Raw genomic sequence first — 21,681 nt, 5'->3', positions numbered from 1 at the left:
GGTCAGGCCGGCTGGCCCGTGAGGGAGTGGCCCGGGTCCTCCGGGGCGGCGGGGACGGAGTCCGCGTCGGCGGTGTAGTCGTCCGGGCTCGTCTCGTCGTGGCCGTCGGGCGCCTTCACCGCCCGCAGCACCAGCGTGACCGCCACCACCACGAGCATGTTCAGCACGAACGCGGTCAGCGCGATATAGCCGGTGTGCCCGACGAACGGGATGTCGTCGAGCGGCGACCCGAAGTGCTTCTGCGTGGGCGAGGACCTCCCGTACGCGGTGAACGTCCCGTAGGCCATGCCGGCGGCCCAGCCCGCGAGCAGCGCCCAGCGGTGCGGCCAGCGCGTGAACAGGCCGACCGCGACCGCCGGGAACGTCTGCACGACCCAGATCCCGCCAAGCAGCTGGAGGTTGATCGCCAGCGACTTGTCGAACCCGAGGACGAACACCAGCGCGCCCAGCTTGACCAGCAGCGACACGAGCTGCGACACCCGCGTCTCCTCCTCGGGCGTGGCGTTCGGGCGCAGGAACGTCGCGTAGACGTTGCGGGTGAACAGGTTGGACGCGGCGATCGACATGATCGCGGCGGGTACCAGCGCGCCCACCCCGATCGCGGCGAACGCGATCCCGGCGAACCAGCTCGGGAACTTCTGGTCGAACAGCTCGGGCACCGCGAGCTGCGGGTTCCCCGCCTGCTTCACGGCGGCGACGGTGCCCGGGTCGGCGAGCGCCATGTAGCCGACCAGCGCGAGCAGGCTGAGCAGCAGCGAGTACGCGGGCAGCAGCGCCGCGTTCCGCCGGATGACGTCGCGGCGTCCGGCGGCGAGCGCACCGGTCACGGTGTGCGGGTAGACGAACAGCGCCAGCGACGAGCCGAGCGCCAGCGTCCCGTACGCCCAGTGCGTCATGTCGCTGGTGAACAGCGACCCGGCCGGCTTCCCGGTGGCCGGGTTGGGCTTGGCCAGCGCCGCCTCGGCCTTCCCGAAGATCGAGTCCCAGCCGCCGAGCTTCGTCGGGAGGTAGAGGACCGCGGTGATGATCACCAGGTAGCTCAGCGCGTCCTTGACGAACGAGATGAGCGCGGGCGCCCGCAGTCCCGAGGTGTAGGTGTAGGCGGCCAGCAGCGCGAACGCGATGAACAGCGGCAGGTCCTTGGCCCAACCGGAGCCGGTGACGCCCATGACGGTGAGCACCGCCTGGATGCCGACGAGCTGGAGGGCGATGTAGGGCATCATCGCCAGGATCCCGGTGAGCGCCACGGCGAGCCCGAGCGACTTCGACCCGAACCGTCCGCGGACGAAGTCGGCGGCGGTGACGTACCCGTGCCGATGCGCGACCGACCACAGGCGCGGCCCGACCAGGAACACGATCGGGTAGGCGAGCGCCCCGTAGGGGACGGCCCAGAAGCCCATCGCGCCGCCCGCGAACACCGCCGACGGGACGGCGACGAAGGTGTAGGCGGTGTAGAGGTCGCCGCCCAGCAGGAACCAGGTGACGAACGTGCCGAAACTGCGTCCGCCGAGGCCCCACTCGTCCAGGTGCATGAGCGTCTGGCCGCGCCGCCAGCGCGCGGCGGCGAAGCCGACCACGGTCACCACGGCGAAGACGAAGACGAAGATGGCGAGTTCGACGCCGTCCACGTCGTTCATCGCGCACCGCCCCGCCGCCGGGTGAGCAGGTGGGCTCCGCCGACGCAGAGGCCGGTGAGCAGCACCCACACGAGCTGCCACCAGTAGAAGAACGGGAAGCCGGCGAGGCGCGGGCTCTCCTTGGCGTAACTCGGCACCGCCAGGTACACGGCGAACGGGGCGACGAGCAGGACCCCGGCCACCGCCTTCCTCGCAGCCGTGACGCGGGCGGGGGACGTGTCACTCACGTGCTACCTCCAGGGCCGGGGGAACGGGCGGCCGGGGCGGATCCGCCCTTGGCAAATACTCCGATCTTCGGCCGGTGGAAACCAGACCCCCGCCGCGGTCCCGTTCGGCGAACCCGAACCAGGTGTCGGATTTCCGCCAGACCGACCCTCCGGCCGGGCGGCATGCTCGTCGCATGGACGAAAACCGCGGGGACCGCCATCGGCCGCCCTTCCGTTTCGGCGTCGTGGGCGAGTCGGTCCGCTCGGCGGGCGAGCTGCTCGCCACGGCGCGCCGCGCCGAGGAGCTCGGATACGCCACGCTGACGTTGCGCGACCACTTCGTGACCGAGCCGTTCGGCGACCAGCTCGCGCCGATGGTCGCGCTGGCGGCCGCCGCCGGGGCGACGCGGACGCTGCGGCTCGGCACGATGGTCGTCTCCAACGACTTCCGGCACCCGGTGCTGCTCGCCAAGGAGGCCGCGACGCTGGACCACCTGTCCGGCGGGCGCTTCGAGCTGGGGATCGGCGCGGGCTGGCTCCGCTCGGAGTACGAGCGGGCGGGCATGCCCTTCGACGCGGCCGGGACGCGGGTCGGGCGCCTGGAGGAGGCTCTCCAGATCCTGCGGAGCCTGCTGGCGGGCGAGAAGACCGCCTTCGCCGGGGAGCACTACCGGGTGGACGGGCTGACGGTCTTCCCCGTCCCTGCGCGGCGCCCGCCGATCGTGGTCGGCGCGGGCAGCCCCCGCATGCTCGGCATCGGCGGACGGCTCGCCGACACCGTCGGCATCCTCCCCCGCGCCCTCCCCGACGGGACGATCTCCGACGAGATCTCCGAGCGGCTGCCGGAGACCATCGCCCGCAAGGTGGACCTGGTCCGCGCGGCCGCCGGGGACCGCGACGTCGAGCTGAGCATGCTCGTGTCGCCGACGTTCGGCGCCGACCCCCGCGCCGCCGCCGCGAAGGTCGCGGTGCTGCGCGGGTGGGGGACGTCGTCGGCGGGGCTCGTGCTGGACATGCCGTCCCAGTTCGTCGGCCCGCCCGAGCACATCGCCGAGCAGATGGCCGCGCGCCGCGACCGGTACGGCTTCACCTACTACCTGGTCTCCGACGCGGACATGGAACGTTTCGCGCCGGTCGTCGCCCTGCTCGGCAGCTGACGTCCACGTGCCCGCGAGCCCCCGGGGGCCGCTCCCCGTGGGCCCGCGGGACCCGTGCGCGCCGGAACGCTCCGGCCCCGGCGCCGTCTTCATCAGGCGGTACGCGCTACCCGGCGGTACGGCTCACGCGACGTCACGGCACATATAGCGCTCATGTGGTGGTGCGGCTCATGTGGCGGCGAAGCCGGCGTTCATGGCCAGGCTGAGCTCTGCCTCGGTGAGCCGGCCCCGCGCGAGCTCGTCGACGACCCGGCCGCGCTGAAAGACCAGGACGCGGTGGCACAGTTCGACCAGCTCGGCGAGGTCGGTGGAGGCGATCAGCACGACCTTCCCGCCGGCGGCGAGGTCGCGGACGATGTCGTGCAGCTCGGAGCGGGCGCCGACGTCCACACCGCGGGTCGGGTCGTCCAGCGCGAGGACGGTCGGCGCCGCGTCCAGCCACTTGGCCAGGACGACCTTCTGCTGGTTCCCGCCCGACAGGTCGCTCGCCCTGGCGCGCACCTCGCCCCGGACCCGGAGGCGGTCCAGGTGGCCGCGCGACCGCTCGACCAGCCGCGACCGCCGGGGCATGGGCCCGCCGCGTCCCTGGCCGAGCCAGCTCACCGACGTGACGTTCTCCCACAGCGGCTTGTCGAGCATCAGCCCGCGCCCCTTGCGGTCGCCGGTGATGTACGCGACGCCGGAGGTGACGGCGTGCCGCGCCGAGCGGGGCGACCGGCCGTCCGGCAGCCGGACGGTCCCGGCGGACGGCCGCGCCCGCCCGCACACCGCGTCCAGCACGGCGAGGTGCCCGGAGCCCTGGAGGCCCGCCAGCCCGACGATCTCCCCCTCGGCGGCGGCGACCGAGACGTCCCGCAGCCGGCCCGGCACCGTGACGCCGGTGAGGGAGACCGCCGCCCCGCCGGGGCGGGGCGGGGCGGCGGCCGGGGGGATGGCCTCACGGGCGGGCTGCCCGAGCATGGCGGTGACCAGCGAGTCGAGCCCGACGTCGGCGACGGGGGCGCCCGGCAGGACGACCCGTCCGTCGCGCAGGACGGTCACGCGCGTCGCGACGCGCATGACCTCCTCCAGGAAGTGCGAGATGTACAGGACGGCGAGTCCGCGCTCGGCGAGCCGCCGGGTGACGCCCGCGAGCCGGTCGGCGGCGGCGCGGGGCAGCGCCGAGGTCGGCTCGTCCAGGATCAGCACGCGCGGGTCCTGGAGCAGCGCACGGCAGATCTCCAGCAGTTGCCGGTCGGCCAGGGGCAGCTCGCCCGCCTTCACGCGCGGGTCCGGGTCCAGGCCCAGCTCGTCCAGGACGGGCTGCGCGAGCCTGCGCATCTCCCTGGCGCTGACCAGCCCGCCCCGGCGCGGCGCCCCGTAGGGGAACAGGTTCTCCAACACGGTGAGGTCGTCGTAGATCATCAGTTCCTGCGAGACGATCGCGACGCCCTGCCGGGCGGCCTGCCGGGCGTCGGCGAAGCGCACCGGCCGCCCGTCCAGCTCGATCGTGCCTCCGCCGGGCCGCACCACCCCGGAGACGATCTTCACGAGCGTGGACTTGCCCGCGCCGTTCTCGCCGACGAGGGCGTGCACCTCCCCCGCCTCCAGCGTGATCCCGACGCCGTCCAGCGCCGTGACCCCACCGTAGTGCTTCACCAGGCCGGAGGCCACCAGCATGTCAGCGCGCCTCCTTGAGCGGCCGGATGCTCGCGCCCGTGTCGGCGAGCAGCTTGTCGAGCTGCGGCTTGTACCAGGTATAGGCGTTCTGGACGTTCTGCTGCCGCTTGAGGATCTCGTCGATGTTGCCCTGGTTCATCACGAGGCCGGGCGTCTTGAACCAGCCCTTCGGCAGCTTCCCGTCGTCGTCGCGCACCGCCTTGATCAGGACGGCGGTGGAGACGTAGCCCTTGAGGTAGTGCTCGGGGTCGATCCCGGTGAAGTTCGTCCCCTTCTTGATCGCCTCGATCGTCTTGGGGTCGACGTCGAACCCGGCGGTCAGGTACCTGCCGTTGCGCTGCTCCTTCAGCCGCGCCAGGTTGTAGCTGTCGGCGTCGCCCACGCCGAGGAAGGCGAGCGCGCCCGGGTTGGCGTTGACCTGCGACTGCCAGGCGCCGTAGTTCTGCGCCGGGTCGCTGTAGGTCTGGAACGGCCCGAGGACGCGGATGCCCGGCGCCTGTTTGGCGAGCGTGTCCTTGATTCCCTTGGCGCGGCTGTCCAGCACGGGCGCGCCCGGGTTCGGGACGCCGACGACGACGGTCCCCTTGGCGCCCGCGCCGAGCTTCTTCACCGTCTCCTGGGCCAGCATCGCGCCGAGCTCGTAGTTGTCGTTGCCCACGTAGAAGTCGACCTTGCTGCCGTCGGTCGGCGCGGTGTCGAGCGCGACGATCGGGATGCCCTTGCCGACCGCCTGCGCCGCCGGGCGGGTGAAGATCGGCGGGTCGAGGTTCTCCAGCACGATCCCGTCCGGGTGGGTGACGGTGAGGTTCTGGAAGAGCTGCTGCTCGGCGGGCCCGTCGGTGTTGGGCGGGCCGACGACCTTGAAGTCGACGTTCCCGGCCCGCCTGGACGCCTCGGTGGCGCCCTCGTACATCTCGCGGGCGAAGTTCAGGCTGTAGTTGGCGACCGCGATGCCCATCTTGAGCTTCTTGCCCTTGCCCGACCCGCCGTCGTCGTCGCTACAGGAGGAAGCTAAGCCGGTGCCGAGGGTGAGGGCGACGGCCACGGCGAGCGGCCCGCGCAGACGCGGCATCATGATTTCCTCCCAGGAAGGCGCCCGTCGTCGTCGACCGGGCGGGGATCGCGGGCGGGGCGCGGGTCGCGCGCCGCACGCAGGTCACGGACGCGGCGCACGAGCGGCGCGGCGCCGACGGCGACGAGGATCACGCCGCCGGTCGCGAAGGTCGTCCAGTTGATCGGGACCTCGAAGAACACCAGCGCCGCGGTGACGGCGCCGAGGATGAGCGTGCCCGCCGCCGCGCCGACGACCGAGCCGCTGCCGCCCTTCAGCGGCGTCCCGCCGATGATGGCCGCGGCGATCGCGGTCAGCTCGTAGCCCTGGCCGATCGTGGGGTCCCCCGCGATGAAGAACGCCAGCGCGAGCACCGCCGCCAGGCCGGCCATCAGCCCCGACAGCGCCAGCGCGGCGATGCGGGTGCGGGTGACGGGCAGCCCGCCGAACTCGGCGGCCTCGGGGTTGGAGCCGATCGCCCGCACCCGCGCGCCGAACCGCGTCCGCGTGAACAGCACGGTCAGCGCGACGACGGCGACGCCGAACACCCACACCGCGTTCGGTGCGCCCAAGAACTCCTCGCCGCCCAGCACGCGGAAGAACGCGTCGTCCTGCGGCAGGTCGGTGATCTGCTTGCCCTCCGCCAGCGCCAGCCCCACGCCGCGCAGCAGCATGGACGTCGCGAGCGTCACGATGAACGACGGCAGCCGCAGGTAGGTGGTGACCGCGCCGTTCACCGCGCCGACGAACGCCGACAGCGCCAGCACCACCAGCACCGCGAGCCAGGTGCTCATGCCGTCCCTGATCAGCAGCGCCCCGACGACGACGCCCATCGCGTACACGCCGCCGACCGACAGGTCCACCTCGCGCATCGCGAGCGCGAACACCATCCCGCACGCCATCAGCCCGACGTAGACCGAGTTGTGCGCCGTGGTCAGCAGGTTCCCCGTCTGGAGGAAGTCGGGCTGTAACAGCCCCACCCCGAGGACGAGGAGGACCAGCACCCCGACGACTCCGGCCTCGTCGGGGATCGGGCGGCCTAACCGGGCGCGGCGCGGCGCGGGAGGCCCGTCCCGGTCGCTTGCTGCGGCCGCCGCGGCCGGCGGCTGTGGTGCGGACATGCGGCCGAGCATGTGACCTGCGCCACTTGACCACAAGTCGCGCGTTTCAGTGAGTGAAAACGGCGCCTTGTCGCTTTCCCGGGCGCGGCCCCACCCTGACGTCCATGAGTGAGACGCCGTCGGGAAACGGAGCGCAGCGGGTCGCCCTGGTGACCGGTGCCGCGGGAGGGCTGGGGCGCGAGTTCGCGATCGCCCTCGCCGCACGCGGGCACCTGGTCGCGGGGCTCGACCTCGCCGACATGTCGGGCACGGCGGAACTGATCGGCGGTGGACGGTTCCACCCGGTCCGCGCGGACGTGACGGACCCGGACGAGGTCGAGTCCGCCGTCGAGGAGGCCGCCGCCCGCTTCGGCGGCCTGCACATCGTGGTCAACAACGCCGGGATCTACCCGCCGCTGCCGTTCGAGAAGACCACCCTTGAGGACTGGCGCCGCATCATGCGGGTCAACCTGGACGGGCCCTTCCTCGTCTCGCGCGCCGCCCTCCCCCACCTGAAGGCGGCGGGCTGGGGCCGCATCGTCAACCTGGTCTCGGCCGTGGTGTTCCTCGGCCCGCCCGACCTGGTCGCCTACACCACGTCCAAGTCGGGGCTCGTCGGGTTCACCCGGGCCCTCGCGAGCGCGGTCGGCGGCGACGGCATCACCGTGAACGCGATCTCCCCGGGCCTGGTCCGCACCGAGACCGCCGCCCGCACCACCGGCGCGGACGGCGGATTCGAGCGGGTCCGCGACCTCCAGGTCGTCCCGAGGGTCGGGGACCCGGCCGACCTCATCTCCACGCTCCTGTACGTGTGCGACGAGGGCAGCGGCTTCCTCACCGGCCAGACGATCAACGTCGACGGCGGCTCGGCCATGCACTGACCGACCCCACACTGGGCAGGCCGCCCCCCCGAGCAGGCCGGCACCAAGCACAACGACGGCAGGACGACCCGGCGACCGCCGGACCCCGCCACGCGAGCAGCGGAACGAAGGGCAGGAAGAGGAGACCATGAGGCCGATCGAGGCACTGCTGGAGATCATCCGGGACGAGGGCGTGACCCGGATCTTCGGCAACCCCGGCACGACCGAGCTCCCGCTGATGGACGCCCTGGTGGAGGCACCCGACCTGGAGTACGTCCTCGGGCTCCAGGAGGGCTCCGTCGTCGCCATGGCCGACGGGTACGCCCGCGCGTCGCGCCGTACGGCGTTCGTCAGCCTGCACGTGGCGGCGGGCGTCGCCAACGGGCTGATCGGGATGCTGAACGCGCTGCGCTCCCGGACCCCGATGGTGATCGTGGCGGGCCAGCAGGACCGCCGCCACCTCCTCCAGGACCCGATGCTCTCGGGCGACCTGGTCGGGCTGGCGTCGGCGGCGACCAAGTTCGCCTTCGAGGTCCAGCACGCCCGCGACCTGCCGACCGTGCTCCGGCGAGCGTTCGCGCTGGCCGCGCGCCCGCCGGCGGGCCCGGTGCTGATCTCGGTCCCGATGGACCTGCTGGAGGAGGACGTCGACGTCGACGTCCCGGCCCGCTCCCCCGTGTCCGCGCCGGGCCCGGCCGTGGCGGGCATCGCCGACGCCGCGGCGGTGCTGGCCGCCGCCGAGCGTCCGGTGGTGATCGCGGGCGACGGCGTCGGACGCGCCGGAGCCGTCCAGGCGCTGGTCGCCGTCGCCGAGGGCCTCGGCGCGACCGTCTACCACCAGCCGATGAACGACGGCGTCGACTTCCCCGGCGGCCACCCGCTGTACGCGGGCATGCTGGCGCCCCGCAACGCGGCGATCCGCGAGACCCTCGCCGCCCACGACGCGGCGCTCATCGTGGGCTGCCACGCGTTCATGCCGCACCACTACACGCCGGGCTCCGCCGTCCCCGACGATCTGGACATCATCCAGATCGACGAGGACCCGGCCGAGATCGGCCGCAACTTCCCCGTCCGGCAGGGTCTCACCGGCGACCTGGCCGGGACGCTCCGGGCCCTCGCCGACCACCTCGCCGTGCCGTCCGCGAAGGAGCGGATCCAGCGGATCGGCACCGCCACCGACCAGGCCCGCGCCAAGGTGGAGGCCGCCGCCCGCGACGCCTACGGCCCCGTCCCGATGGACCCGGGCGCCGCCGCGCACGCCGTCGCGGCCGGGCTCCCCGGCGACGCGGTCGTCGTCGAGGAGGCGATCACCACGGGGCTGCGGCTGCGCGCCGTCCTGCGGCAGGACCGGCCCGGCTCCTACGTCCATACGGTCGGCGGCGGCCTCGGCTGGGGCATCGGCGCGGCCGTCGGCACCCGCCTGGCCGACCCGGACCGCCCCGTCGTCGCGGTGCTCGGCGACGGATGCGCCATGTTCGGCCTCCAGGGCCTTTGGAGCGCCGCCCGGTACGAAGTGCCGGTAGCGTTCGTCGTCATGAACAACGGCGAGTACCGCACGTTGAAGGACACCCTCGACCAGAGCGGCGGGGCGTCCGCCGAGCACGGCCGCTACGTCGGCATGGACCTGACCGGCCCCGCGCTGGACTGGCAGGCCGCCGCGCGCCTGTTCGACATCGACTCGGTGCGGCCGGAGTCGGCCGACGCGCTGCGGGACGCGGTCGCCTCCGTCAAGGACCTCACCCGTCCCCTGCTGATCGAGGCGCGCATCACCGGGCACGGCCGATGACGAGGGCCGCCGCCCGGTTCCCGCCCCTTGCGGGCAGGCCCGATCACGTGAACGATCGGAGCATGGACACGCGGGTCGACGGCGAGGAGCCGCCCAGGTCGGTGCTGGCCAGGGGCCTCAGCCTGTTGGACGCCTTCGGCTCCGCCGACACGGAGCTGAACCTCACCGAGCTCGCCGCGCGGACCGGGCTGCCCAAGCCCACCGCGCACCGGCTGCTCGGCGAGCTGGTGCGGTGGGGCGGCGTCGAGCGGACCGAGTCCGGCTACCGGCTGAGCATGCGGCTGTTCGTGCTCGGCCAGCGCGCCCCCCGCCCCCGCGGGCTCCGCGAGGCCGCCCTCCCCTACCTGGAGGACCTCTACGAGGCGACGCACGAGAACATCCACCTCGCCGTCTTGGACGGGAACGACACCCTGTTCCTGGAGAAGGTCAGCGGGCGGCGGTCGATGCCCATCGTGTCCCGGGTAGGCGGGCGACTGCCCGCCTACTGCACCGCGACCGGCAAGCTGTTCCTCGCCCTCGGCCCGCCCGACCGGCTGGAGCGGGTGCTGGCGGCGGGCCTCGTCCACTACACCCCGCACACGATCGTCATGCCGGGCCTGCTCCAGCGGGAGCTGTCCCGGACGCTCACCCGCGGCTACGCCGTCAACCGCGAGGAGTCCGAGGCCGGGGTGTCCGCCGTGGCCGCCCCCATCCTGGACCACCGCCGCCGCGTGATCGCCGCGATCTCCATCACCGGCAACGTCTGCCGCCTGGACCTGGACCGGCTCGCCCCGGCCGTCCGCACGGCGGCGCTGGCGCTGTCCCGCGAGCTGTCCCGCGAACCCGCGACACCGCCCTTCCCCCTCCTCCCGCGCCGCTGAAAACGGGAATGTCCCGCCGATCGCGGTGATCGGCGGGACATTCCCGTTCGTGCGCCGGCAGCCCTGCCGGTTCGTGCTCGGCGGGTCAGCCGAGGGGACGCGGGGCGCCGCGCTTGCCGGCGCCCGAGCCCCACTTGAGGACCTCCCACTTGACGCCCTTGATGTGGCCCTCGCCGGTACCGGCGTTGTACTTGCTGCTGGGCTTCTCGCCGTCCAGCAGGTAGCGGAAGGTGTAGGTGTCGAGGTCCAGCATGACGCCCCGGTGGGACGGGCTGCCGGGGCCGCGGTCGCCCACGAACCCGGTCACGCTGCGGCCGTCGTAGGTCACGCGGACCTTGGTGTGCAGGGGCCAGCTCGGGCTGGCGAACAGGCCCTTCTGCATGGGCTTGCCGCCCGCCGGCGCGCCGGTGTCACCGTTCACGCCGGAGCCGTCGTCCCAGAAGTAGGACGCGGTGGTCTTGCCGGCCAGGAGCGCCTTCGAGGACTTCTTGGTCCGCTTGGCGGAGTCCTTGGAGGTCGACTTGGAGTCCTTCCGCCCGCCCTCGTGGGCGGTCTTGTGCTCCTGGGTGTTCATGGCCTGCTGCGACAGCAGACGCTTGTCGCCGCTGGGAGCGGAGTCGTCGCTGGCTGCTGCCACGCCGGCCACCAGCATTCCGGCCATGGCCGCGCCGGTGATGCCGGTAAGGACGACGTTGATCGCTCGCTGCTGCATGAAGATCCTTCGTTCGGGGTACAGGGCTGCCGTTCCGCACGCCGGAGCACAGGGGCTGGTCCGGGCAGGGGAACGGGTCCGAGACTCGGGACTCGGGAGATGCCGTCGCGAAGAACCCGCCCGCAGAAAGATCTGCGGTGAACGGTCCGCGGGCATGGCGGACCGCACCCGCGCCTAAGGGCACGCGCCCGTCCTTGGGCGTGCGCGGAGAACGGCGCGTACCCCGTCCTTGGGCGTGCGCGCTGGCGCGGGCTTCGAATGAAGCGGGAAGAATGCCGACCGGGGGCTCATGGGCCCCACACGGATGCGGCCGTGCATGGTGCGGCCGCGGTTCGGCGAAGTGATCCCGCCTGGCGGGCGGGAAGCGACGGTTATGCGTTTGGCCAGGTCAACGGTTCATGACCCTGACCTGGCGTCGACTATATACGGCATTACCGAGATTTCTACCAACGGGCGATTTCTTTACCTTTGGAAAGGTAGATCATTTGTTCGCGAACCGCCCGAACCGCCTTTCCCATAGGCGTTCCAGCCCAACGCGGCCCCCACCCGACCGGACCAAAGCCAACGCCCGCCCACCACCCCGGCCTCCCACCACTAGCAACACCCGCACCACAAGCAACACCGACACCACCTAGCCCCCACCCACAGCCCAGCGCCAACGTCCGCCCCACCACCAAGCAGGCCACCGCGCCCCGCCCCCAGTACGCGAAACTCCCACCCCACAGCCATTCCGGCGCTCGACCATCGATCTGGCCGCAAGCACGCCCCGGCGCCCCCCAGAGACCCATCCGCCCCGTATCCCCCTGAAGTCGGCGCGTGGCCGTCCAAACAGGGCTTCGCACCCCAGACACACACCGGTAGTGATCACAGCACGCGTCACACCCACCCGCCCAGCCACGCGGACCAGTGCCCTGATCAAGGGTTGGACGGCTCCACGGCACATAGCATCCGGCCCGCCCTCGCCCCGCGCCTGACCTTCCCTCTCGCGCTAACCACGGTGACGGCCGCGCAGGCCGAGATCACCGTTGCCGCCCGACCGCCCACCTCCGGCTGGCCTACAGAGCGCCACCCCTGTGGGCCACGCATCCATGTGACGGAGGGCACGGTCCTCAGGAACGGGGATCGCCCAGCTGATCATGGTTGAAGTCCCCCAGCCCCCTGCGCCATCGAGGCTCATTGATCGCCCGCCAGGCGCTGTCTCACAGGGTGTGACGAGCAGGCCGCAGGAGGAACATTCACCTGCTCAGGGGCGTTCACGCCTATCCAGGCAGGACGAGGCTAGAAGGTCGTCAGTGTGTCGCCGGGGCGGTGTGGCATCACATGGACAGTCAGGTACGAGACCCGTCCACCGGAACATCCCAACTCGCAAGAGGCAGCGGCCCGCTCCCCACATCCATCCGCCACACAGCTCCCACGGGCAACGCCTTACCGGTTTCGAACCGCCCGCACCACCGCCCACCACGCCGATCCGCCCAGAACGCCCCGCTCCGCAACACCTGGCCAAGAGCCACCGCTATGCGATCCCCACCTCACCCCCTCCGCCGGAGCCTTCCCGCCCCGCAACCTGGCCGAGAAGCCCGGGCACCACCCACCAAGCCCACCCGCCGGGCGCCCTGATCCGCAACGCTCAGTCCAAGAGGCCCCGCGCAGCCACCCACCCACGCACGAAACCCGTCCCACTACGCATCGGGACGAGGCACCGGCCCCGCCCGCGTGCCAGATGTTCAGCCGCGCACAGGCACGCGCAGGAACCGATCACACTGCATCAATCCCCAGGACATACGGGCCAGTAGCGGCCGACTTCACGACCCACCTCCCGCCCCTGAACACCTCGAACGGTCGCATTGAGCAAGCTTCGCTAGCGCTGGGACTGGGAGCAGGAGGGCACGCTTCACGCGCACAGCCGCGCAACGGCCGACTCCAAGGTCAGGTCGTGAGCGCCGCCAGTGAACGGGCTCGCGCTGTTGGACGGCACAGCGGCGCGAGGACCGCCCCCGAGGTCCCATCGCCACCGGTCAACAACGCGGTGGGCGCCTGACCGCCAGCGTCAACAAAGAATGGACCCGCAACCGGCCTCATGGTCCCGTCGTCCGCGCAGTTCCTGGCCTTCATCCGCCCCAGGTGTGTCCTGCGGGCAGCTTTACCCAACAACCCGGGCCGGCCAGTAGGTCGAGCCCACCACCGAACGCAAGCGCAGAACGACCAAGGACCACACCCGGACCCATCAGCAAGCCAGGCGTACCGCTCAACGCAGGCACAGGACGACCAGAGTCACGAGGACGGCACCGGACCGCCAGCAGGCCAGGCATACCGCTCAACGTCAGCACAACCGCCTGAGGCCACCAGGCTCCCCGCCCCACCAGCAGGACGGGCATGCCACCGACCCCAGGCCAGGACGGTTGAGATCACGAGAAACGCACCGGACCCGCCAGCAGATCGCGCTTACCGCCCACGCAAGCGCTGGACGACCACGGTCACGAAGACCACCACCCGCACCGACCAGCAGGCCGGGCATACCGCCCAAGGCAAACACAGGACGCGTAAGGCCCCAGGAGCGCACCAGACCGCCGGAAGGTCAGGCACACCGCTCCACGCCCACACAAGGCGTCCAAGGCCACTACGACCACGCCTCCGGACCCATCAGTAGACCCGGGCATGCCACCGAACGCAGGCCCGGGACGCCCGAGGCCGCGAGACCGCACCAGACCGGGCATACCGCTCAACGCAAGCGCTCGACGACAACCGTCACGAAAACCAGCACCTGCACCGACTAGCAAGCCGGGCATACCACCCAGGCAAACACAGCACGCTAAGGCCACTAGGACCACGCCCGACTTATCAGCAGGGCGGGCATGCACCGAACACAGGTGCAGGACGCCCGAGGTCACGAGGACCGCACCGGACCCGCCAGCAAATCTCGCACACCGCTCAACGAACGCGCTGGACGACCACGGCCGCGAAGACCACCACCCGCACGATCCATAGGTCGGGCATACCGCTCAACACAGGTACGGGGCGATCGAGGCCACGAGGCCCCGGACCGGTTAGTAGGTCGGGTATACCGACGGCACCAAGGGGGTGGGGCCGGTGAACGTCGGGCCGCTGGGAGGCGGCTCCGCGAACGGCGGTTCCGCGTACGCCGGTGCTCCGAACGGGGAGACCGCGGCCACCATCGGCCCTGTCGCACCGGCGGCCTGGGCCGTCGGCGGCGACTGTGGGTGCGGCGGGGGCGGCACGTGGGAGCCGTCGGCGCGGCGCGGCTCCACGGGGGGCGCGGCGGCCCGCTCGACGCGCCGCTCGGCCAGGACGGCCATGAGCGCGCGGGCGGTGTCGGCGTCCATCCGGAGCAGGACGCTGGGCGTCCCGGCCTGGTCGACGAAGGGGGAGACCGAAGGCGCGGTTGCCTGTTGCGGCAGGGCCGCCCTCATCTCCTCGCGGAGATCCTGGGCCAGCCGCAGCGCCTGTCGGTCGCTGTCGTTCAAGTGTGCGGTCATCGCGATCTCCGGGGAGTTCACGTGCGGGGGGTCCGGGGCAATCCTGCTAGGAATGCCGTGCAGGTGCAAGAGCTGATGCACGTGCATTTCCATGAATAATCTTGCCGTAACCCCCGTCATCGACGCTCGTTAACGATCACTCCATCCCTCGCTTGCCGGGCGTCCAGAACGGCTTGACCAGCACGGATCGGCGCGGCCAGCCCCGCTCGTCGACCAGGTGGGCACGGACGCTCTGCACCGTGCGCGCCTCTCCCGCCACGTAGGCGATCCCCGGTTCGGCGGGCAGTTCCAGCCCGCGCACGGCCGCCACCAGACTCGCCGACGAGGCCGCTGAAGCGTCTCCCCGGTACCGCCACGTCAGCCTCTCGGCCTCTGGCAGAGGAAGCCGATCCCCGGGCCGCGCGACCTCGATCACGCCGTGGACGGGGTCGCGGGCGGCGCGCAGCATGGCCCCGAACGGGACGGAGGCGGTCTCCTCGCCCACGAACAGGTGGTAGGCGGCGGGCCGCAGGGTGAACCTGCCCTCGGGCTTGCCGAACACGACGGCCTGGCCGGGCTCGAGGGCCCTCGCCCAGCGCGCGCCCGGCCCGTCCCCCTCGTGGTCGAGGACGTAGAGCTCCAGCTCCGCGGCCGAGGCGTCGTAGTCCCACACCGAATAGGTGCGCAGCGCGTGGCGGACGGCACCGCTGAGCCAGGTGCGGGTGGTGGTGATGTCCGCCACATGTACCCGGACCTGCTGGCCGGGCGTCCAGTCCAGGCTCGGCACATCGCCGATCCGGATGCCGATCCACCGCCCCCGGCCCTCGGCTCGCCGCACCTCCCTCACCCGCCCACGCACGAACATCAGGTCGAGCAGCCGCCCGCGGACGCCGCGCCTGGTCGGCCTCGTTTCGACGCTCATGCACACTCCCTCGATCGCGACATATCTTGAACTCACGTTCTCCGGTTGGCGGCCGCCCTCCCGTCACCGCCCATGGTCGAGCGCCCGGCCACGGCGGCGCACTAGAACGAGATTCTGTGGATAAAGCCCGCTCGGGCGCCCGTCCCTCAGGGCGTTCGAGGCTGCCGTTCGCGGCGCGGCGTGCCCAGGGCGACCATCACGGCGGCGACGCACACGACCACCGCGACCAGCCGGTACCCCATCGACATGGCGTCGGTGAAGGCATCGACGACCCGCGCGTGCGTGGACGGTCCGGCATCCATCGCGTCGGCGGCCGCGAGCGCCTCGCCCGCCGAGTGCGCGTGTCCGGACAGGGCGGGCGGCAGGCCGTCCGCGAACCGGCCGGCGAGGACCGTCCCGAGGACGGCGACACCGAGCGCGCTGCCGATCTCCCGCGCCGCCCCGTTCAGGCCGGAACCGAGCCCCGCCCGGCTCGACGGGAGCGCCCCCATCACGCCCACCGACAGGGAGGGCACGCACAGGCCCATACCGAGGGACATGACGACCAGGTCCGATGCGTAGAGCACGTAGGGGGTGGAGGCGTCCGCCATGGAGAGCAGTCCCAGCCCGGCCGCCAGGATCAGCAGTCCGAGCGTCACCACGGGACGCGCTCCGAACCGCCGGGCCAGGCCGACGCTCCGCCTGGACATCACGATCATCCCCACGACGAGGGGCGCGATCGCCACACCGGTGACCAGCGGGGAGTAGCCCTTCGCGTATTGCAGGTACTGGGCGTTGACGAAGAACAGCGCGAAGAGCCCGAAGAACGCCAGGGCGATTCCGAGTACGCCACTGCGCAGGGGCGCGATCGCGAACACACGGGGGTCGAGCAGGGGATGTTCGGCGCGCAGCGCATGCAGGGTGAACCCCGCGAGCAGGACGGCGGCGCAGCAGAAGCCCCCGAGCACCGGCGCGGACGTCCAGCCGCGTTCGGGCCCCTCGATGATCCCGAACAGCAGCGTGAACAGGGCGGCGGTGAGGAGCACGGTGCCGACCAGGTCGAGGTCGGCCGGGTGCCTGTCGCCGCGCGGGCCGAGCCGTGCGACGAGGGCGCCGAGGACGGCCGCGAGCGGGGCACTGGACAGGAACAGCGCCTGCCAGGGAAGCCACTGGAGGACCGCTCCCCCGCCGAGGTTCCCCACGGCCCCCGCGATCCCCGTGGCCGCCGTCCATGCGGCGATGGCCTGGGGCCTGCGTGAAGGTTCCGTCACTTGCAGGAGCAGGGACAGGGTCGCAGGCATGATCAGGGCGGCGCCCACGCCGGTGACGAGCCGTCCGGCCACCAGGACACCGACGCCGGGCGCGGCGGCCGACAGCAGGCATCCGGCGGTGAAGACGCCGAGGCCCGCGAGCAGGACGCCCTTGCGCCCGTACCGGTCGCCGAGGGCCCCGGCGGGGATCAGCAGGCAGCCGAACACCAGGACGTAGGAGTCGACGACCCACAGAAGGCCGGTGGACGTGGGCGCGAGGGAACTGGCCGAGAGCTTGGGGATGGCCAGGTTGATGGCGGCGACCGTGGCCACGACCAGGACGACGCACGCGGACATCAGGGACGTCATCCCGCGCGCGGAGGCCTGGACACGTCCAGGTGGCGAGGTGATGCGGGCAGCATCGAGTGTCATAGGTTTCCTTGGAGGTCGTTCGGAGGACGCAGGAACCCGCATCCACGGGGGCGGAGGGGATATCCAGGCCGCGCGCGCCGCCTCCGTGCCTCCAACGTAAGGTCGGACTGACTTGCTTTCAAATGCATCTTTTGCAGATGAGGAATGCGTCCCGTGCAATCCAGACTGGACCTGAACCTGCTTGTGGCGCTGGACGCCCTGCTGGAAGAGGGCAGCGTCAACGGCGCGGCCGAACGGCTCCACCGTTCGGGCCCGGCGATGAGCCGGACGCTCGGGCGCATACGGAAGGCCCTGGGCGATCCCGTACTCGTCCGGGCGGGCCGGGCGATGGCGCCGACGCCGCGCGCGCTCGCCATCCGAGGCGAGGTCCACGAACTCGTCCAGCGCGCGCAGACGCTCTTCTCGGCGGACGCGGACCTCGATCCGGCAGGACTCTCCGGCAGCTTCAGCCTCCAGGCGGAGGAGGGCACCGTCGCCGTCCTGGCGGGCCCCTTGCTGGAGCGGGTCGGACGTGAGGCCCCGGGGCTCACACTGCGGTTCCTGGGGGAAGGCCCGCGCGACACCCACGACCTCAGGCGTGACACCGTCGACCTGGAGATCGGGGTCATCACCGGAGCGGCGGAGACGCGAACGGAGCCGCTCCTGGAGGATCGCTTCATATCGGTGGTACGGCCTGGGCATCCCCTCTTGGGCCGTGAGGTGACGTTGGACGAATGGGCCGCCGTACCCCAGCTCACCAACACCCGGCGTGGACGCCTCCAAGGCCCGATGGACGAACTGCTAGCGGACATGGGCCGGGCGCGGCATCTGGCGGGGGCCGTCCCCACGGTGAGCACGGCCCTGTTCATCGTCCAGGAAACGGACCTCATGGGTTTCGCTGCGGAGCGCCTGCACCGGCGCCTGGTGGACCGCCTCGGGCTCGTGCGGGTGCCCGTCCCCTTCGACCTGCCACCCCTGCACCTCGCCATGGGATGGCACGCGCGGTACGACGCCGATCCCGCGCACGCGTGGCTGCGGCGCTGCGTCCGCGAAGTGTCGCAGGGCATCGCCGACGGCCCCGGCATGCCACCGCCGTCATAGGGCGACACTCGATACAGCTGACATCGCATGGCCATCTAGGAGTGCCCCTACGGCGAGTGCATACGTCTGATGCCTTGCGGCGCGGGCACGGCAAGTTCCCCCGGCTGTGGCCCAACCACCCGACAGTTGCCGGCAACTCCGCATGCACAACGCATACGCGCTGGTCAACAACGCGGGTCACGGCGTCGTGCTCCCGGGTCGACGTCGGTCGGCGCGGATAGGGTCGGGCAGCCAACGAGGTGTCCCGGCGACGTCCGGGCCTGCGGGAGGACGGTCACGATGGCGGAGACTCTGAGCGTCCGGGCGTTGAACCGGGCCACGCTCGCGCGGCAGCTCCTGCTCGCGCGCGAATCCGTGCCGGCCGCCGAGGCGGTGGCGCGGCTGTGCGGAATGCAGGCGCAGGAACCCAAGCCGCCTTTCATCGGCCTGTGGACTCGCGTAAGCGACTTCCAGACGGCCGACCTGCATGCCGCACTACACGAACGGACACTTGTCCGAGCGACCATGATGCGCGCCACGCTGCACTTGGTGACAGCAGCCGATTACACAGCGTTCCGCAAGGCGATGCAGCCGATGCTGGACGGGGCCATGCGCGTCCTGGGCGAACGGGCGAAAGGGCTCGATCTGGAGCAGGTCGTCCCAGCCGCCCGAGCGCTCCTCGAAAAGCAGCCGCGCACCTTCAACGACGTGCGTGCGCTGCTCCAAGCCGAATTCCCTGACGTCAATGACCGTGCGCTCGGCTATGCGGTCCGGATGTGCGTACCGCTGGTGATGGTTCCGACACAGGACAGGTGGGCCTTCCCCCGCGCATCGGAATTCGCTCTGGCCGACGCCTGGCTGGGCGCGCCGCCGACCGACGCGCCCGGCACCGATGAGCTGATGCTGCGGTATCTGGCGGCGTTCGGCCCGGCCTCGGTGGCGGACGCCCAGGCCTGGTCCGGGCTCCCCGCGCTCGGTGAGGTGTTCGAACGCCTCCGCCCCAGCCTCCGCGTCTTCGCTGATGACAAGGGCCGGGAACTGTTCGACCTCCCCGATGCCCCGCGTCCACTTGAGGACGTCCCGGCCCCGGTACGCTTCCTGCCGGAGTTCGACAATCTCGTTCTCGCGCACGCCGACCGCAGGCGGGTGATCTCCGACGCGGACCGCCCGTCTCTCACCTCCAAGAACCTCCGTGTCCGATCCGTGTTCCTCTGGGACGGCTTCGCACGCGGTATCTGGGAGATGGTGTATAAGCGCAAGGTCGCCACAATGACACTGCGCCCGTTCGAACCTCTTCCTTCTGAGGCCGTCGAGAGTCTGGCAACCGAAGGGCACTCACTGCTCCGCTTCGCCGAACCCGATGCCACGGAAACCGTGGTGAGGGTGGCGGAAGACTGACCCCACCCATGGCGGTCCTCCGTTTCCGCGAGTTCCGGGCGTGGTCCACAGGACCATCTCCGCGCCAGTCCGTGCAACTCTCGATTTCGCTCCTTCACGGCCGCCCCCCTATCCTGACCAGGCCGGGATTCCGTCCCGTCACACACCGTTATGATGCTGCGGACACACAAAACCTCGAATAGTGATCAATCCGATATCTATGCTGATTGAAAGATCCACCGAACCGGCGCAAGCTTGCTCCGACGCAGGGAATGCCCCGCCCGTTCCTCCGACCGACCGCCGACAGGACATGACGATGTTCGAGATCTGGGAGACGAGTGAGCCGGCGCGGCTCATCAGCGACGCGGGCAGCCTGGAGGTCGCGCTCGAGAAAGTGGACACGATGTGCAGGCTCAGGCACGACCAGGCCGTCGCGCACGTCGGAGAGACGGGAGAGGGCTACCACTTCGAGATCCGGGGCCAGGACGGCAAACCCCTGGCACGGCTCAGCTACGTTCCGGACACCTCCCGCGCCTACCAGAGCGTGGTCGTCGAGGAGATGCGCGAACAGAGGCACCACGCCGAGTAGACCCCGCCCGCAGGGCCCGTCACCAGATCGCCCCCGGCCGCCTGGCCGGGGGCGCCGTCATTCCCGGGACCGTCCACGAGGGCGCGCCCAGGAGTTCCCGCCTCCGGCGGCGCCGGTGGACTCCGCGTGGCAGGATCGTCGTGGCCGACTGACGAGCCACGAGAAGACGGGAGTGCCGGGTGCGGAAGGCGTGGTGGAAGCCACGATCCGATGATGCGGCTGATCTCCGGGACGCCGCGGGCTTCGAGGGCGACCCGCCGTCCCCCGCCGAGGAGGCCGGGGAGCTGGTGGCCGAGGCGCTGCGGGCCCTCCCCCACGCCGACGAGAGCATGTTCGGCGACCTCGTCGAGGAGCTCGCCGGCCGCGCGGCCCCGTCCGACTGGCCGCGCGTCGCCAACCGCTGCCTGACCGCGCGCCTGCTGCGGTCGGTCGCCACCGCGTGGGAGCGGGGCTGGCAGCCGGCCGACGTGGTCCGCTACGTCGCGCGTCGCCGCACGGCCCGCCACGCGCGCCTGGCGACCGACGCGATCGCCGCCGAGATGCGCTCCTACGCCGCCACGACGGTGGGCGAGCAGTGGCGCGAACAGCTCGCCGTCCTCGGCGCCGAGGTGTGGTGGGAGCACGACGACGTGCACCCCGAGGCCTGGTGCGCACGCGAGGGCGTGGACCGCACGGCCTTCGTCACCTGCGCCGTCGAGCTCGTCCACCTGCTGGAGGGCTTGCCCCGCCTCGCGAGCATCGGCCCACCGCCGGGGACGCCCCAACAGGACGCGCCCATACGGGACCGTGTCCGCGACGTCGACCAGCGGATGCTCGCCAAGGTACGGGCCCTGCTCGCCAAGGCCGAATCCACGGAGTTCCCAGAGGAGGCGGAGGCACTCAGCGCCCGCGCCCAGAAGCTCATAGCGCGGCACAGCATCGACCACGCGTTGCTGGCTGCGGAGACCGGCGACCTGGGCGGGCCCGCCGGACGGCGCGTCGCCGTGGACAATCCCTACGACGCGCCCAAGGCCGTCCTGCTCACAGTGGTGGCGGACGCCAACAGATGCCGGGCGGTCTGGCACAGGGAGCTGGGTTTCTCGACCGTGCTGGGCTTTCCGGCCGATCTCGCCGCAGTGGAGATGCTGTTCACGTCACTGCTGGTCCAGGCGACGGCGGCCATGGTCCACGCGGGCCCCAGGCGGGACGCGCGCGGGCGGTCACGAACCCGTTCGTTCCGTCACGCGTTCCTCAACGCCTATGCGGCCCGCATCGGGGAGCGGCTGCGTGAGGCGGCCGACGAGGCGACGAGCCGGGCGGCGGCGAGCACGGACGGAGAGGATCTGCTTCCCGTCCTGGCCGCACGTGACCAGGCCGTCGAACTGGCCGTCGGGAGGATGTTCCCCAACCTGGCCAGGAGCCGGGCGGGTTCGGTCTCCAACTACGAAGGATGGGTGGCGGGACGGGCCGCCGCCGACCTCGCCAGCCTGAACGGCCGCTCCGAGGTCACCGGAGCCTTCCGCCGTTCCTAGCGCACGGGGTCCCCCCGGGGGGCGAGGGGGACATCCGGCCATGTGCTTGCTTTCTCTTCTC

At 71.7% G+C, this 21,681-nt stretch carries 17 protein-coding genes; 8 read left to right on the top strand and 9 right to left on the bottom strand.

What is annotated here, in order from left to right:
- Positions 1-2: 2 nt before the first annotated feature.
- Positions 3-1,637, bottom strand: coding sequence for a monocarboxylate uptake permease MctP (gene mctP, locus K2F47_RS09985; RefSeq protein ID WP_242902486.1), 1,635 nt, complete (start codon positions 1,635-1,637; stop codon positions 3-5).
- Positions 1,634-1,864 carry a DUF3311 domain-containing protein gene (locus K2F47_RS09980; protein ID WP_242902485.1) on the bottom strand — a complete coding sequence of 77 codons (231 nt, stop codon included), beginning with the start codon at positions 1,862-1,864 and terminating at the stop codon, positions 1,634-1,636. Before K2F47_RS09980 ends, mctP begins: the two co-directional genes overlap by 4 nt.
- Before the next feature lie 173 nt (positions 1,865-2,037).
- Between K2F47_RS09980 and K2F47_RS09975 the strand changes: the two genes are divergently transcribed.
- Positions 2,038-3,000 (top strand): TIGR03621 family F420-dependent LLM class oxidoreductase, encoded by a 963-nt coding sequence (locus tag K2F47_RS09975; RefSeq protein ID WP_242902484.1) that lies wholly within the window; start codon positions 2,038-2,040, stop codon positions 2,998-3,000.
- Positions 3,001-3,168: 168 nt separating this feature from the next.
- Here the strand turns inward: K2F47_RS09975 and K2F47_RS09970 are convergent, their stop codons facing one another.
- The 3 genes from K2F47_RS09970 to K2F47_RS09960 are packed head-to-tail and all read right to left on the bottom strand — an operon-like array spanning position 3,169 to position 6,831.
- Positions 3,169-4,659, bottom strand: a complete 1,491-nt coding sequence (locus tag K2F47_RS09970) for a sugar ABC transporter ATP-binding protein (RefSeq protein ID WP_242902483.1) — start codon at positions 4,657-4,659, stop codon at positions 3,169-3,171.
- Position 4,660: 1 nt separating this feature from the next.
- Positions 4,661-5,734 carry a sugar ABC transporter substrate-binding protein gene (locus K2F47_RS09965; protein ID WP_242902482.1) on the bottom strand — a complete coding sequence of 358 codons (1,074 nt, stop codon included), beginning with the start codon at positions 5,732-5,734 and terminating at the stop codon, positions 4,661-4,663.
- On the bottom strand, positions 5,731-6,831 hold the full coding sequence (locus tag K2F47_RS09960; RefSeq protein WP_242902481.1) for an ABC transporter permease: 1,101 nt from the start codon (positions 6,829-6,831) through the stop codon (positions 5,731-5,733). The genes K2F47_RS09965 and K2F47_RS09960 overlap by 4 nt, the downstream gene beginning before the upstream one ends.
- 104 nt (positions 6,832-6,935) lie before the next feature.
- On the opposite strand from K2F47_RS09960, the gene K2F47_RS09955 reads away from it, so the two are divergent.
- From K2F47_RS09955 to K2F47_RS09945, 3 genes are all read left to right on the top strand, one after another.
- Positions 6,936-7,691, top strand: coding sequence for an SDR family NAD(P)-dependent oxidoreductase (locus tag K2F47_RS09955; protein WP_242902480.1), 756 nt, complete (start codon positions 6,936-6,938; stop codon positions 7,689-7,691).
- A gap of 127 nt (positions 7,692-7,818) precedes the next feature.
- Complete coding sequence (locus tag K2F47_RS09950; RefSeq protein WP_242902479.1) at positions 7,819-9,456, top strand: thiamine pyrophosphate-binding protein; 1,638 nt, start codon at positions 7,819-7,821, stop codon at positions 9,454-9,456.
- A 62-nt stretch (positions 9,457-9,518) separates the two neighbouring features.
- Positions 9,519-10,316, top strand: coding sequence for an IclR family transcriptional regulator (locus tag K2F47_RS09945; RefSeq protein ID WP_242902478.1), 798 nt, complete (start codon positions 9,519-9,521; stop codon positions 10,314-10,316).
- An 85-nt stretch (positions 10,317-10,401) separates the two neighbouring features.
- Here K2F47_RS09945 and K2F47_RS09940 read toward each other — a convergent pair whose 3' ends face one another.
- From K2F47_RS09940 to K2F47_RS09925, 4 genes are all read right to left on the bottom strand, one after another.
- The gene (locus K2F47_RS09940) at positions 10,402-11,028 is read right to left on the bottom strand and encodes an RlpA-like double-psi beta-barrel domain-containing protein (protein ID WP_242902477.1); all 627 of its coding nucleotides are present in this window, start codon (positions 11,026-11,028) and stop codon (positions 10,402-10,404) included.
- Positions 11,029-14,072: 3,044 nt separating this feature from the next.
- A complete protein-coding gene (locus K2F47_RS09935) occupies positions 14,073-14,522 on the bottom strand; it encodes a hypothetical protein (protein ID WP_242902476.1) in 450 nt (149 codons plus the stop codon).
- 136 nt (positions 14,523-14,658) lie between these two features.
- Positions 14,659-15,423, bottom strand: coding sequence for a siderophore-interacting protein (locus tag K2F47_RS09930; RefSeq protein ID WP_242902475.1), 765 nt, complete (start codon positions 15,421-15,423; stop codon positions 14,659-14,661).
- A 146-nt stretch (positions 15,424-15,569) separates the two neighbouring features.
- The gene (locus tag K2F47_RS09925) at positions 15,570-17,084 is read right to left on the bottom strand and encodes an MFS transporter (protein ID WP_242902474.1); all 1,515 of its coding nucleotides are present in this window, start codon (positions 17,082-17,084) and stop codon (positions 15,570-15,572) included.
- Positions 17,085-17,237: 153 nt separating this feature from the next.
- Between K2F47_RS09925 and K2F47_RS09920 the strand changes: the two genes are divergently transcribed.
- From K2F47_RS09920 to K2F47_RS09905, 4 genes are all read left to right on the top strand, one after another.
- Positions 17,238-18,164 carry a LysR family transcriptional regulator gene (locus tag K2F47_RS09920; protein ID WP_242902473.1) on the top strand — a complete coding sequence of 309 codons (927 nt, stop codon included), beginning with the start codon at positions 17,238-17,240 and terminating at the stop codon, positions 18,162-18,164.
- A gap of 279 nt (positions 18,165-18,443) precedes the next feature.
- Positions 18,444-19,541 (top strand): winged helix DNA-binding domain-containing protein, encoded by a 1,098-nt coding sequence (locus K2F47_RS09915; RefSeq protein ID WP_242902472.1) that lies wholly within the window; start codon positions 18,444-18,446, stop codon positions 19,539-19,541.
- A 295-nt stretch (positions 19,542-19,836) separates the two neighbouring features.
- Positions 19,837-20,109, top strand: coding sequence for a hypothetical protein (locus K2F47_RS09910; protein ID WP_242902471.1), 273 nt, complete (start codon positions 19,837-19,839; stop codon positions 20,107-20,109).
- 179 nt (positions 20,110-20,288) lie between these two features.
- Positions 20,289-21,620, top strand: coding sequence for a DUF2786 domain-containing protein (locus K2F47_RS09905; RefSeq protein WP_242902470.1), 1,332 nt, complete (start codon positions 20,289-20,291; stop codon positions 21,618-21,620).
- Positions 21,621-21,681: the final 61 nt, after the last annotated feature.

The organism is Actinomadura terrae (assembly GCF_022751215.1).
GTDB lineage: Bacteria > Actinomycetota > Actinomycetes > Streptosporangiales > Streptosporangiaceae > Spirillospora > Spirillospora terrae.
Note: the sequence above shows the minus strand (reverse complement) of the source record. Positions and strands in the feature narration are given on the sequence as shown.